Source organism: Pseudomonas sp. PMCC200344, assembly GCF_030053095.1.
Classification (GTDB): Bacteria; Pseudomonadota; Gammaproteobacteria; order Pseudomonadales; family Pseudomonadaceae; genus Aquipseudomonas; species Aquipseudomonas svalbardensis.
The window spans coordinates 2,580,539-2,593,533 of sequence record NZ_CP125618.1 but is presented as its reverse complement, the minus strand read 5'-3'; the positions used below and the strand labels follow the sequence as shown (position 1 = coordinate 2,593,533).

Below are 12,995 nucleotides of genomic sequence, written 5' to 3'. Positions count from 1 at the left end.
AGGAAAACGCATGGACTTAAAACCCGCAAAAAAAAATGAAACCGGGGAGGTATCCACGGTTTCATTTTTTTGAACGATGATGCTTTTTGAGTACTACCAGAAGCGTTGCTGGGTCAGCCGGCTCCACCAGCTCAGCAACACACGATCGACCGAGCCGCTGGCCGCCATGCCGATGCGTTCCTGCAGACTTTTACGTTCGGCGTAGTGCAAGTGGTACAGCTCGGACTTTTTGGCACGTTCGGCGAGGTATTCATCGCTGGTCTTGAGTTCGTCCACCAGTTGTTTATCCAGCGCCGCGATGCCGAGCCAGATCTCACCGGTAGCCACTTCGTCGATGGCCAGTTGCGGGCGATAGCGGGAAACGAAGTTCTTGAACAACTGGTGAGTGATGTCCAGGTCTTCCTGGAACTTCTCCCGGCCTTTCTCGGTGTTTTCGCCAAACACCGTCAGGGTGCGCTTGTACTCGCCGGCGGTCAGCACTTCGAAGTCGATGTCGTGTTTTTTCAGCAGACGGTTGACGTTAGGCAACTGCGCCACAACGCCGATCGAGCCGAGAATCGCGAACGGCGCACTGATGATCTTCTCGCCGATGCACGCCATCATGTAGCCGCCGCTGGCCGCGACCTTGTCGATGCACACGGTCAACGGCACACCGGCATCACGGATCCGCGCCAGTTGCGAGGACGCCAGGCCGTAGCTGTGAACCATGCCGCCGCCGCTTTCCAGACGCAGCACCACTTCATCCTTGGGCGTGGCGAGGGTCAGCAGCGCGGTGATTTCATGGCGCAGGCTTTCGGTGGCCGACGCCTTGATGTCGCCGTCGAAATCCAGCACGAACACCCGAGGTTTGGCTGCCTCAGGTTTTTTCTTTTGCTTTTTCTCGGTTTTAGCTTCGACCTTGCGCAAGGCCTTGAGCTGGTCCTTGTCGAGCAAGGTTTGCTCCAGGCGTTCGCGCAGCCCTTTGTAGAAATCATTGAGTTTGCTGACTTGCAACTGGCCGACCGACTTGCGCCGGCCTTTGCTGCGCAACGCCGCGAAACTGGCCAGGACCACCAGAATGGCGATCACCAGTGTCACGGTCTTAGCCAGAAAAACTGCGTACTCGGCAAAAAACTCCACAGGGACTCCTTTAATACGATGCGCTGCAAAAACGCGCGCGGGATACCTCCAGCATACCCATGCACCGGCTCGGCGGCCAGCCGTGAAACCTCTGGCAACAGCCCTGTAACGGGCATTTCAAACAAGCGTATGTTTTTTCATTGACAGGTCACCGTCATCCTCATAACCTCGCCGAACCTTCAACGTACCGGGATGACGCGGACGTGGGCAGTATCTATTTGATTCGACATGGCCAGGCCTCCTTTGGTGCAGACGACTATGACGTCCTGTCGCCGACCGGTATTCGCCAGGCAGAAGTCCTCGGTCAGCACCTCGCCGAGCTGGGTATTAGCTTCGATCGCTGCCTTTCGGGCGACCTTCGTCGTCAGCAGCATACAGCCACCAGCGCGCTGGAACAGTTCTCTGCCGTGGGCCAGCCAGTGCCGACCCTGGAAATTGATTCCGCCTTTAACGAGTTCGACGCCGACGCGGTGATCCGCGCGCTGCTGCCGGCCATGTTGCAGGACGAGCCGCAAGCCCTGGAGATCCTGCGTAACGCCGCGCAAAACCGTAGCGAATTCCAGCGGATCTTCGCCCTGATCATCGAGCGCTGGCTCGCCGGCACTTATGACACACCGGGCCTGGAAAGCTGGCTGAGGTTTGTCGAACGGGTGCAAGCCGGTCTGCAGCGGATCCTCGAAAGCGCCGACAACACTCAGAAAATCGCCGTGTTCACCTCCGGCGGCACTATCACGGCCCTGCTCCATCTCATTACGCAAATGCCTGCCAGGCAGGCGTTTGAACTGAACTGGCAAATCGTCAACACCTCGCTCAACCTGCTGAAGTTTCGTGGTCGCGAGGTGGCTCTGTCTTCTTTCAACAGTCACGCGCACCTGCAACTGTTGAAGACCCCGGAACTCATCACGTTTCGCTGAGTCCGGACTATTGTGACCCTGGCTGTATTCACCCAGCTCTAATTACCCAAGAAAGGATCGAACCATGACCTCCGTAGCTGATGCCGTACAAGCAATGAAAGCAAAGTTCAACCCAGCCGCTGCTGCCGGTCTGGACCTGGTATTCGGTTTCCGCATCGACGACACCAAGAACTTCTCGCTGATCGTCAAGGACAGCACCTGCGAGCTCCAGGAAGGCGAAAATCCGGACGCCCAGGTGACTCTGGTCATGGACGGCGAAACCCTGGAAGGCATCGTCAGCGGCGAAACCGACGGCATGCAAGCCTTCATGGGCGGCAAACTGCGCGCTGAAGGCGACATGATGCTGGCCATGAAACTGTCCGAGCTGTTCCCGGCCTAAGCGCGCCGCTCCCGACCTTCGGGAGCACGCCTGGCTGCAAACGAATCCCGCCCCTCGTGGCGGGATTCGTCGTTTTTCGCCATTGGAAACGGCTACCTGTGGATTTGCCGTCTATATTCCTTCTGGCCGCATGCGTCAGACATCGGCTGTTTGCCCTCGCTTTTTTTATGAAGAGCCTTTGCGTGGAGCATTGCCATGAGCCCACCTGACGACCACGACGGTTTTAACCGCCGCCGTGTACTGCAAGGCCTTTCGGCAGGCGCCGTCGGTGCCTGGATCAGCCCGCTACTCGCAGGGAGTAAAACCATGCCCGACGCCCCCGCCGACCTCATCCTGTACAACGGACGCCTGCACACCGTCGATCGCAAAAAACCTCAAGCCAGCGCCGTCGCGATCAAGGACGGACGCTTCGTGGTGGTCGGCAGCGATGCCCAGGCCATGGCCCTGCAAGGCCCCGGCAGCCAGATTATCGACCTGCACGGTCGCACGGTGATTCCCGGTCTCAACGACTCGCACCTGCACCTGATCCGTGGTGGCCTCAACTACAACCTCGAACTGCGCTGGGAAGGCGTCCCCTCACTGGTCGACGCGCTGCGCATGCTCAAGGATCAGGCGGACCGCACACCCACGCCGCAATGGGTGCGGGTGGTCGGTGGCTGGAACGAGTTCCAGTTCGCCGAAAAACGCCTGCCGACGATTGATGAATTGAACAAGGCCGCGCCGGATACCCCGGTGTTCGTCCTGCACCTCTACGACCGCGCCCTGCTTAACCGAGCCGCGTTGAAGGTGGTCGGTTATACCCGCGACACGCCGAACCCGCCGGGTGGCGAAATCCAGCGTGATGCCAATGGCGACCCGACGGGCATGCTGATCGCCCGCCCCAACGCGATGATTCTCTACTCGACCCTGGCCAAAGGGCCGAAACTGCCGCTGGAATACCAGGTCAACTCCACCCGCCAATTCATGCGTGAACTCAATCGCCTGGGTGTCACCAGCGCCATCGACGCCGGCGGCGGTTATCAGAATTATCCGGACGACTATCAAGTCATCCAGCAACTGGCCAAAGACCAGCAGCTCACGGTGCGCATTGCTTACAACCTGTTCACGCAGAAACCCAAGGAAGAGCTGACCGACTTCAAGAACTGGACCAGCACCTCCCACTATGGTCAGGGCGATGACTTTCTACGGCACAACGGTGCCGGGGAAATGCTGGTGTTCTCGGCGGCAGACTTCGAGGCCTTCCTCGAACCCCGCCCAGACCTGCCGCAAACCATGGAGCAGGAACTGGAACCGGTGGTCCGCCATCTGGTGGAGCAGCGCTGGCCGTTCCGTTTGCACGCCACGTACAACGAATCCATCAGCCGCATGCTCGACGTGTTCGAGAAGGTCAATCGCGACATTCCGTTCGACGGTTTGCCGTGGTTCTTCGACCACGCGGAAACCATCACCCCGCAGAACATCGAACGGGTCAAAGCCCTCGGCGGCGGCATCGCGATCCAGGACCGCATGGCATTCCAGGGCGAATACTTCGTCGACCGTTACGGCGCCAAGGCTGCCGAAGCCACGCCGCCCATCACTCGTATGTTGGCCGAAGGCATTCCTGTCGGCGCCGGCACCGATGCCACGCGCGTGTCCAGCTACAACCCCTGGACTTCGCTGTACTGGCTGGTCAGCGGTCGCACCGTCGGTGGTCTGGCGCTGTACCCGCAAGGCTTGAGCCGCGATACCGCGCTGGAACTCTTCACCCACGGCAGCGCCTGGTTTTCCTCCGAGCAAGGCAAAAAAGGCCAGATCAAGGTCGGGCAACTGGCCGACTTGATTGCGTTGTCGGCGGACTATTTCCACATCGAGGATGAAGCGGTCAAATGGATCGAATCGGTACTGACCATCGTCGACGGCAAGATTGTCTACGGCAGCGTCGAGTTTGAAAAACTCGGGCCGCCGCCCGTCCCGGTGGTGCCTGAATGGTCGCCCGTTGCCAAAGTACCGGGCCATTGGAAACCCCTCGCGCCGCTGACCGCGCAGGTTCATCAATGCGTCGGAGCTTGCGCGGTGCATGCCCATCGCCATGAACGGGCGCGGCTGTCCTCGGCGCCTGTCAGTGATTTCGCTGGTTTCTGGGGGGCCTTGGGTTGCTCGTGTTTTGCGTTTTGAAATGAGCCGCTAAAAAATCGCAGTCAGCGGCAGCTCCTACTTGATCCCTGTAGCAGCTGCCGAAGGCTGCGTTCGGCTGCGCAGCAGTCGCTAAACCATACGCTGCGGGTGTCTCAGATAAACCGCGTGCATATGATTCACGACTGCTGCGCAGCCGAACGCAGGCTTCGCCAGCTGCTACATGAACTGATCCGGCGGTATCTGTTTACAATGCCTGCACTTTCCCCTCCGGCCGCCCCATGGATATCGATCTCGCCCGCACCTTTCTGGAAATCGTCCGCCACGGCAGCCTTGCCGCCGCCGCCGAAAAACTCCACGTTACCCAGACCGCGATCACGGCGCGGGTACAGAAACTCGAAAGCCAGCTAGGCAGTACGTTGTTCGTGCGCAACCGCGCCGGTGCGCGCCTGACGCCTAACGGTGAAGCCTTCGTGGTCTACGCCAATCAACTGGTCGAAACCTGGGAAGCGGCGCGGCGGGACTTGCCGCTGCCCGAGGGTTACCGCGACGTGCTGCACATCGGTGGCGAGGTCAGTCTGTGCAACCCGCTGATGCTCAGCTGGGCCGGCGCACTGCGCGAGAAGATCCCCAGCCACGCCCTGCGCATGGAAATCCGTGACGGTGAAAACCTGCTGCGCCAACTGGAGCTGGGGGTTCTGGATGCGGCGCTGGTTTACCAGCCCGAGTATTGGCCACGCCTGCAAGTCGAGCAGGTGCTGGAAGAAAAACTGGTCCTCATCCGCCTGGCCGCAAGACCCGATCCCTACGTGTACATCGACTGGGGCCCGGACTTCCGCCGTCAGCACGATGCGGCCCTGCCGGAAAAAGCCAAAGCCGCATTGAGCTTCAACCTCGGCCCACTGGGCTTGCAGTACATTCTGGAAAACGGCGGCAGCGGTTACTTCCGCACCCGGGTGGTCCAGAGTTATCTGCAAAGCGGTGTGCTGGAGCAAGTGCCCAAAGCCCCGGAATTCAGCTACCCGACTTATCTGGTTTACTCCCGCGACCGCGACTCCGCGACGTTGCAACGAGCCTTCGACCTGCTGCGCGAAGTGATCAAATCCGACGATGACTGGTCGCAACGCTGGAACCCGCTGACCTGAGTCCCGTTTGCACCGGATCATGGCATTTGTGACCTCACGGTTCGGCCCGCCTGAAACGCCGGGATCGTCTAATCTGCTGGAGATAACAATAACCACAGGTGATTGCAGTGAGGCAGACCACCGAAGCATTCCGCGCCCGCTACCGCGCTAATATTCATCCGCTCTACAACCCATGGCTGCACGGCACTTTTGTGCTGCTGTTCGGGGTGCTGGCCATCGGCGGATTCTGGAGCACCGTGCACCAGGTACAGCCACTGGAATGGCTGGCGGTGCCGTTGACGTTGTTGTTCTTCAACTTCGGCGTGTACATGGTCCATCGGCACTTGGGGCATCACAAAAAGAGCTTCGCGCGAATGTTCTATGCCCGCCATGCCTGCGACCATCACAGCTTTTTCGCCCCCGGCCACATGACCTACGACAGTGCCCGGGACTGGCGGGTGATTCTGTTTCCAGCCTGGCTGATCGTGCTGCACACGGTCGTCATCACCCTGCCCGTCTGGTGGCTGCTTGAGCAGTTCGATGCCAACGTTGCCGGGTTGTTCGGCGGCTGTCTGGTCCTCGGCTACCTGACCTATGAAGTGTTCCATGCCTGCGAGCACCTGCCACCCGAGAACCCCGTCACACGGTTGCCGTGGATCCGCCAGATGCGCCGCCTGCATGAACTGCATCACCGTCGTGAGCTGATGCAGGTACGCAATTTCAATATCGTTTTTCCGCTGATGGACTACCTGTTCGGCACCCTCTATTGGGAACCGGAGCCGACTGACCTGCACTCGACGAGAACAACCATGACCCGCATGCAGCATCAAATCGACATTGCTGGAGACCCGATTGACGTGCTCGCCTATGCCAGCACCGTGACCCGTTGGCCGGAGTGGCATCCCTCGTCCCTCAAGGTCGATGGCCAGAGCGGTCCGCTGCATGCCGGAGGGCGGTTCGAGGAAGACATCAAGGCGGGCGGGCGTGAGGGACACTTGCGCTGGGAGGTTAACGAATACCTGCCAGGACGCCGCTGGAGTGCCTGGGCCCATGACGATCACGGGTTGTCTTTAGTGGTGACTTACGAGTGCGAGATCCTGGGCGATGGAACACACTTTGTCCGCACCCTGGAGTATCAGTTCAGCGGCCTGGCGATGCGCATTGCCAATCGACTGCTGCTCAAGCGCCGCATCGATCGTGAGTCGGCAGCTTCGATGTTGGCATTGCGCGAGATGGCGCAAAAACAATTGGCCTCGGCGGGAGTCAGCGCATGAGTCGAACCGTCAAGTTTCGCCATCTGTTGTTGCTGATAATCGTCACCATCGGCGCCTTTCTGCTGCTGATGCCAACCAAGGTGCAACCGGTGGCCTGGACACCGCCGCCGGCACCCTCCCTCACCAGCGGAATCTACGCCGACAATCAGCGCCTCAAAGGCATGGAGCGCGTCGGCGCCACGGATATCGACGGGCCGGAAGCGTTGCTACTGGAGGAAGACGTTCTCATCACGGGTTTGCATGACGGCCGACTGATCCGTACCAGCCTCGACGGCAAGGTCACCAAGGTACTGGCCGATACGGGCGGCAGACCCTTGGGCCTGGCCCGTCATCCCAACGGTCTGCTGGTGATTGCCGACGGGGTCAAGGGCTTGCTGTCACTGGATGCCCAAGGCCGATTGATCCCATTGACCACTGCGGCCAGTGGCGTGCCCTTCGGTTTCACCGACGACGTGGCGATCGACAAATCCGGGCACTACGCCTATTTCAGTGATGCCTCCAGTCGTTTTGGCTACGGCAGTGACGGCGAAGCGATCATCGAGCACGGCGGCGATGGCCGCTTGCTGCGTTATGACTTCCAGACCGGCAAGACCGCGGTCCTGTTGGATAAGCTGGAATTCGCCAACGGCGTGACCCTGGGCCCGGACGATGCCTTTGTATTGGTCAACGAAACGGGCGCCTATCGCATCAGTCGTTACTGGCTGAGCGGGCCGAAAGCGGGCACCCGTGATCTATTCATCGACAACTTGCCAGGGTTGCCGGACAACCTCGCGTTCAATGGTCGCGACCGCTTCTGGGTGGCGCTCTATGCACCGCGCAACGCATTGCTCGATGCCACCGCGCCGCATCCATTCGTGCGCAAGATGATCGTGCGAGCCATGACTGTCCTGCCTAAACCGGTGGAGAATCGCGCCTTTGCGCTGGGGCTGGATCTGGACGGTAAAGTGATCGCCAACTTGCAGGACGGTAGCCGCGACAACTACTCGCCGATCACTACCGTTCGCGAATATGGAGATTGGTTGTACTTCGGGTCGTTGAAGGCGAAAAACATGGCGCGATTGCCGTTGAGCAAGGCATTGCAACAGTAAACGTGCCTGACTCAACGCGGATCCACCTCACCATCGCGCACCGCGTTATCCGTTTCATCATGCACCCTTTCCGGGTCCATGGCGGTGGAGTCATCCTCGTCCATCGGGATGGCACCTTCGTTGTTCGGCAGTTCGTCGATGCCCGGCTCGTCTTCGGGATTGAGGGTGGTGCGTCCTGGACTCAGGGGTTCGGGATGTGTCGGGATGGGGTCGTAGCCACCCTGCTCTTCGCTGGGGAATTTTGGATTCATGAGGCACCTCGCATGGAGCCGTAAATTCGGACTCTGAACATTCGAGGTGCCGGTATTTATCGCCGTTCCAATTTTTCAGTCACCGATCGTCGGTGACCAGACAGGGCGCGTCAGGACGGCGTCTGGAGTCGATCAACGATCTTTTGCTTAACCTCCACGCGCTTCGCCTTGAGTTTCTTTAATGCGTCATCGCTGGGCGCATCCGATCTTGCGGATTCAGCCTTTACGACCTCGGCGTCCGCCTGCGAATACTTGTTGATCAGTGAATCCAGTAACGGATCCTTGGTGCGTTTTTGCTGGATATCTTCCTTTGAAAGTTTGAGATCCTGATAAAGGTCGTGTGGCACCGGCATGGGAACACCTCCGTTTGTTGATCGGAGGCAAACGCGATCAATGGCGTTCACCAACTATCAGAATGGCCTTGGTTAGCGGGTTCTGTCGACCGCCTATCAGACCAGCGGTGCCCGTTCGTCGCCCTGCCGCAAACGTAATAAAACCTTTGCCCACTCGTCGGCCTCCACAGATTAACGATCACTCGATCACCCATGAAAACCTGTGTGGAGAATAACCAATGGACGGACTTACCCTGCGCCACCTCACGTTGGCCGTTGCCTTGAGTACCAGCATGGGCACGGCTTTCGCTGCCACTTCCAATGACTTTGTCGACAGCGCGGCCGCGAGCAATATCGCGGAAATCGAAACAAGCCGATTGGCCCTGGAAAAAAGTTCATCGGCGGACATCAAGAAATTCGCCAATATGATGATCACCGACCATTCCAAGGCCAACGATGAACTGGCGGCGCTGGCGAAAAAAAATGACATCGAGGTGCCGGACAACACCACGCTGATCAAGCAGGCGAAAGAGAAAATCCTTGACATGCGCGATGAATCCTTCGATGCGGCGTACGCCAACAATCAGGTGAAGGCTCACGAAGACACCATCGAGCTGTTCAAGAAAGAAGCCAATACGGTGACAGACGACAAAGTCAAAGGCGCCACGGAGCTGAAAGGTTTCGCGCAAAAGATGCTGCCGGCGCTGGAGAAGCATCTGGGTATGGCGAAAAAACTCCAGGCTGCCCATCCGGGCAAATAACCCTCCCACAAAAAGGCCGCACCGTTTGATGCGGCCGTCTTCAATGCCTGACTAGCCGCCATCGGTGTCGATGTCGGCATCGGTGTCATCCCCAGGTTTTGGTCGGTCGGGATTCGGCTTGAAACCCGGGCTGAACTCGTTGTCGTTATCCGTGTGGATATTCTTCTGGTCAACCGCTTTGTCTGCGCTTTCGGGTTCGCCGGTTTTTGCGTCTTCTTCAAGACCACTGTCATCGTTCATAAGTACCTCATTCGTCACTGCAAGAGCGCGGCTGAAACAGTCACGCTTTGTAGATTCGAAGCCTCCCCGGGGACAGGGTTCCATCGCAAGGGAAATTCATGGTCAAAAGCCGCAACCCTTTGACTATGCTCAAGTGACGGACACTGACTGATCATTCACCCTGGAGCCCGTCGATGAAGCGTGACATCCGTTTGCTGATCGTCGACGACAACGTCGCCACGCGCTACGCCCTGCGCCGGCGCCTGGAGCGCCACGGCTATGAAGTGCTCGAAGCCGGCACCGGCACCGAGGGCTTGGAGCTGATCGACAGCGTGACGATCGATGCGCTGATCCTCGACGTCAATCTGCCGGACATGAGCGGCTTCGACATCGTGCGCAAACTGCGCGCCGAACCCGCCACCGCCCTGCTGCCGGTGATTCACGTCTCGGCGGCCTCGATCCAGACCGGCGACATCATTACCGGCCTGGACGCGGGTGCCGATGCCTACCTGATCCACCCGGTGGACCCGGATGTCCTGCTCGCAACCTTGCGCACCTTGCTGCGGGTGCGTGAAACCGAAAATGCCCTGCGCGAAAGCGAGGCGCGGTTTCGGGAAATCTTTGTCAATGTATCGGTGCCCATCGCGGTGCTGGATGCCGAGTTGAAGGTGCATGAATGCAACCATGCCTTCGCGCAGCTGATTCAGAACAACCTCAACCCGGACACCCTGCGCGAGTGCTTTGCCGAGGATCAGGATGTCGTCATCGAAGAACTGCGCCTGCGTCTGGCCTACGGCGAGCGCTGGAAAGGCACCCTGAGCATGCGGGTCCACGGCGAGGTTCGCGAAACCGAGTGGCAGATTTCGCCGTACCGCACGCCGGAACTGAGCCTGGTGTTTATCGAGTATGTCACTGAAAACCGTCACCGCGAACGCTCGCACCTGGCTCGGCTTGACGACGCCACCACCCAGTTGGCCAAAGAAGTCGCCGAGCGAGCGCGAACCGAAGCTCAGCTGCTGCAAGTGCAGAAAATGGATGCACTGGGCAAGCTGACCGGGGGCATCGCCCACGACTTCAATAACTTGCTGACCGGCATCATCACCAGCCTGGAACTGATTCTGAAACGGATCGCCGCCTCACGCACCGACAAGGTTCAGTTTTACGCCGAAGCCGCCTTGAACTCGGCCATGAGTGCTGCGTCCCTGACCCATCGCCTGCTCGCCTTCGCGCGCCAACAGCCACTCGATACCCGGCCCGTGGACATCAACGAACACGTGCGCTCCCTTGAAGAATTGCTGGTGCGCACCATCGGCGAGCGCATCGCGCTGAAACTCGAATTGACCTCTAAAGCCGCCATTGCCCTGGTCGACCCCATTCAGCTCGAAAGCGCGATGCTCAACCTGGTGATCAACGCTCGCGATGCCTTGCCCCAGGGCGGCAACATTTGGGTCAGCACCTATGCCGCCTATTCCCATGGCGATCCCAATCTGGCCGATGGTGCGTATGTCGCGTTGTCGGTGCGCGATGACGGTACCGGTATCGAACACGGCGTGATCGACAAGGTGTTCGACCCGTTTTTCACCACCAAGCCACTGGGCCAGGGCACCGGGCTGGGGTTGTCGACCCTCTACGGTTTCGCCCGGCAATCGGGTGGCGATGCACACATCCGCAGCGTCGCCCGGCGCGGCACCGAAGTCACCATCATGCTGCCGGCCAGCTCCGGCTCCATGGCCGGCGAAGCCGAGTCAGCCACCATCGATCATCAGGGTGCCGGCGAACATGTGTTGATCGTCGAGGACACGCCGTCGGTGCGCATGTTCGTGGCCGAAGTGTTGGTGGATGCCGGTTACCGTTGCACGCAGGTGGGCGACATCGAAGGTGCCCTCGAGCGCCTGCAAAACGATGAGTCCATCGACCTGCTGCTGACAGACGTCGGACTACCGCGCATGAGCGGCCGCGAGCTGGCCGATGTGGCACGGGGCTGGCGCGAAAAGCTGCCGATCCTGTTCATGACCGGTTACGCCGAAACCGCGATCAACCGTCAGGTGTTCCTCAGCGATGGCATGGAGATGCTGATCAAGCCGTTCCAGATCAATGAACTGCTGGACAAAGTTCGACGCACTTTAGACGGCGCCTGATAGACCATTCGCGAGCAAGCCCGCTTGTGTCTTGCGCAGGAATTAGACTGAGGATGAGAGCGGTGAATGGCAAGCTGAATGCCCGGAGTGCTTAAAGCACGTGTGGGAGCCCATGCTGCCATTCACCTCTCCACTCTGGTTATTGAGCCCGAACAGTTGAACGAGCCTACCTCGAACATTTACAAGCGTGGTGCCCAGCCAGAGTGCTCTCACCTTTGAGTGTAAGAGGATTCAGCTATGTTTTCCTGCGCAGGCATCGACGTTGCCAAAGATACTCTTGAGGTTCGGATTAACCCGCAAGACGTTGGCGCAAGTTACCTCAATACCGCCAGTGACTTCCTTGCGCTGATTGATTGGTTAAAGCGCTACCAGGTCAACCGCGTATTGCTGGAAGCCACCGGCGGCTATGAGCGAGAGGCCATGAAAGCGCTTCAGGCCGCGGGCTTCGAAGTCTTGCGGATCAACCCTCGTCGCGCCAAGAACTTTGCCAAGGCGATGGGGCAGCACGCTAAAACCGACCCGATAGATGCGCGACTTCTCGCGCAGTTTGCAGAAGTCATAAAGTCGCCAAGCAACCGCATCACCAGCCCTGAACAGGACAATTTGCGTGCGCTGGTACAGCAACGTGAAAACTTTGTTCAGCAGCAAAGCGATGATATTCGGCGCCTCAAAACAGCCTCTGTAGACCGGGTAAAACCCTGTCTGCAGAGGCATATCGACTATTTATGCCAAGCAATAAAGTCGATAGAGAAGTTGATCCGTCAAAGTGCCCAAGACCTGGACAGTGATAAAATAGCCCGTTTGTGCTCGGTCAAGGGAATAGGGCTCGTGACGGCAGCCAGCTTAATGGCCTATTTGCCTGAGCTGGGCGAGGTTGGACGGCACGAGATTGCAGCGCTGGCAGGCATAGCCCCCTACAACGATGACAGCGGCAAGCATGAAGGTCCGCGCCATATTAGCGGCGGCAGGTTTGCTGCGCGTCGCGCGATGTACATGGCGTGCTGGGTGGTGATTCAGCGACAGCCTGAGTTCAAAGCGCGGTATGACGCACTGCGTCATAAGGGTAAATGCGCAAAAGTAGCGCTCATCGCCTGTATGCGCGTGCTGCTGATACGACTGAACGCCATGATCCGAGACCGAACTGAGTGGAAACAACCCTTGGCCTAAAACGGGTCGCGGTGTTCCTGTAGGGCATCGCATGGCGTAAAGCTGTGGGAATTCAGCTGTCTATCAATATGCCTTCAAAATAAAGATCATCAAGACAGTTGCTCCCACACTTGATCG

At 58.9% G+C, this 12,995-nt stretch carries 13 protein-coding genes; 9 read left to right on the top strand and 4 right to left on the bottom strand.

Features of this window, described 5'->3' with window-relative positions; translation table 11 throughout:
- Positions 1–93: 93 nt before the first annotated feature.
- A complete protein-coding gene (sohB, locus tag QFW87_RS11805) occupies positions 94–1,119 on the bottom strand; it encodes a protease SohB (RefSeq protein WP_283180488.1) in 1,026 nt (341 codons plus the stop codon).
- A gap of 203 nt (positions 1,120–1,322) precedes the next feature.
- On the opposite strand from sohB, the gene QFW87_RS11800 reads away from it, so the two are divergent.
- The 6 genes from QFW87_RS11800 to QFW87_RS11775 all read left to right on the top strand — a co-directional run bounded on the left by QFW87_RS11800 (position 1,323) and on the right by QFW87_RS11775 (position 8,010).
- A complete protein-coding gene (locus QFW87_RS11800; RefSeq protein WP_283190569.1) occupies positions 1,323–2,033 on the top strand; it encodes a histidine phosphatase family protein in 711 nt (236 codons plus the stop codon).
- Between the two features lie 64 nt (positions 2,034–2,097).
- Positions 2,098–2,412, top strand: a complete 315-nt coding sequence (locus tag QFW87_RS11795) for an SCP2 sterol-binding domain-containing protein (RefSeq protein ID WP_008154977.1) — start codon at positions 2,098–2,100, stop codon at positions 2,410–2,412.
- A 306-nt stretch (positions 2,413–2,718) separates the two neighbouring features.
- Positions 2,719–4,566: an amidohydrolase gene (locus QFW87_RS11790; RefSeq protein WP_283184579.1), complete on the top strand. Its 1,848-nt coding sequence runs from the start codon at positions 2,719–2,721 to the stop codon at positions 4,564–4,566.
- Between the two features lie 239 nt (positions 4,567–4,805).
- A complete protein-coding gene (locus QFW87_RS11785; RefSeq protein ID WP_149629418.1) occupies positions 4,806–5,669 on the top strand; it encodes a LysR family transcriptional regulator in 864 nt (287 codons plus the stop codon).
- 107 nt (positions 5,670–5,776) lie between these two features.
- Entirely contained in the window at positions 5,777–6,922 is a 1,146-nt protein-coding gene (locus QFW87_RS11780; RefSeq protein ID WP_283190568.1) for an SRPBCC family protein, read from the top strand.
- The gene (locus QFW87_RS11775) at positions 6,919–8,010 is read left to right on the top strand and encodes an SMP-30/gluconolactonase/LRE family protein (protein WP_283180491.1); all 1,092 of its coding nucleotides are present in this window, start codon (positions 6,919–6,921) and stop codon (positions 8,008–8,010) included. Before QFW87_RS11780 ends, QFW87_RS11775 begins: the two co-directional genes overlap by 4 nt.
- An 11-nt stretch (positions 8,011–8,021) precedes the next feature.
- Here the strand turns inward: QFW87_RS11775 and QFW87_RS11770 are convergent, their stop codons facing one another.
- Both QFW87_RS11770 and QFW87_RS11765 read right to left on the bottom strand, forming a co-directional pair.
- Positions 8,022–8,261, bottom strand: a complete 240-nt coding sequence (locus QFW87_RS11770) for a hypothetical protein (RefSeq protein ID WP_283180492.1) — start codon at positions 8,259–8,261, stop codon at positions 8,022–8,024.
- Positions 8,262–8,371: 110 nt separating this feature from the next.
- Complete coding sequence (locus tag QFW87_RS11765) at positions 8,372–8,614, bottom strand: DUF465 domain-containing protein (protein ID WP_283180493.1); 243 nt, start codon at positions 8,612–8,614, stop codon at positions 8,372–8,374.
- Positions 8,615–8,832: 218 nt separating this feature from the next.
- On the opposite strand from QFW87_RS11765, the gene QFW87_RS11760 reads away from it, so the two are divergent.
- Positions 8,833–9,354, top strand: coding sequence for a DUF4142 domain-containing protein (locus QFW87_RS11760; RefSeq protein ID WP_283180494.1), 522 nt, complete (start codon positions 8,833–8,835; stop codon positions 9,352–9,354).
- Positions 9,355–9,405: 51 nt separating this feature from the next.
- Here the strand turns inward: QFW87_RS11760 and QFW87_RS11755 are convergent, their stop codons facing one another.
- The gene (locus QFW87_RS11755) at positions 9,406–9,594 is read right to left on the bottom strand and encodes a hypothetical protein (RefSeq protein ID WP_283180495.1); all 189 of its coding nucleotides are present in this window, start codon (positions 9,592–9,594) and stop codon (positions 9,406–9,408) included.
- A gap of 173 nt (positions 9,595–9,767) precedes the next feature.
- Between QFW87_RS11755 and QFW87_RS11750 the strand changes: the two genes are divergently transcribed.
- Both QFW87_RS11750 and QFW87_RS11745 read left to right on the top strand, forming a co-directional pair.
- Entirely contained in the window at positions 9,768–11,711 is a 1,944-nt protein-coding gene (locus tag QFW87_RS11750; RefSeq protein ID WP_283180496.1) for a response regulator, read from the top strand.
- Between the two features lie 237 nt (positions 11,712–11,948).
- Positions 11,949–12,878 (top strand): transposase, encoded by a 930-nt coding sequence (locus QFW87_RS11745; RefSeq protein ID WP_283189354.1) that lies wholly within the window; start codon positions 11,949–11,951, stop codon positions 12,876–12,878.
- Positions 12,879–12,995: the final 117 nt, after the last annotated feature.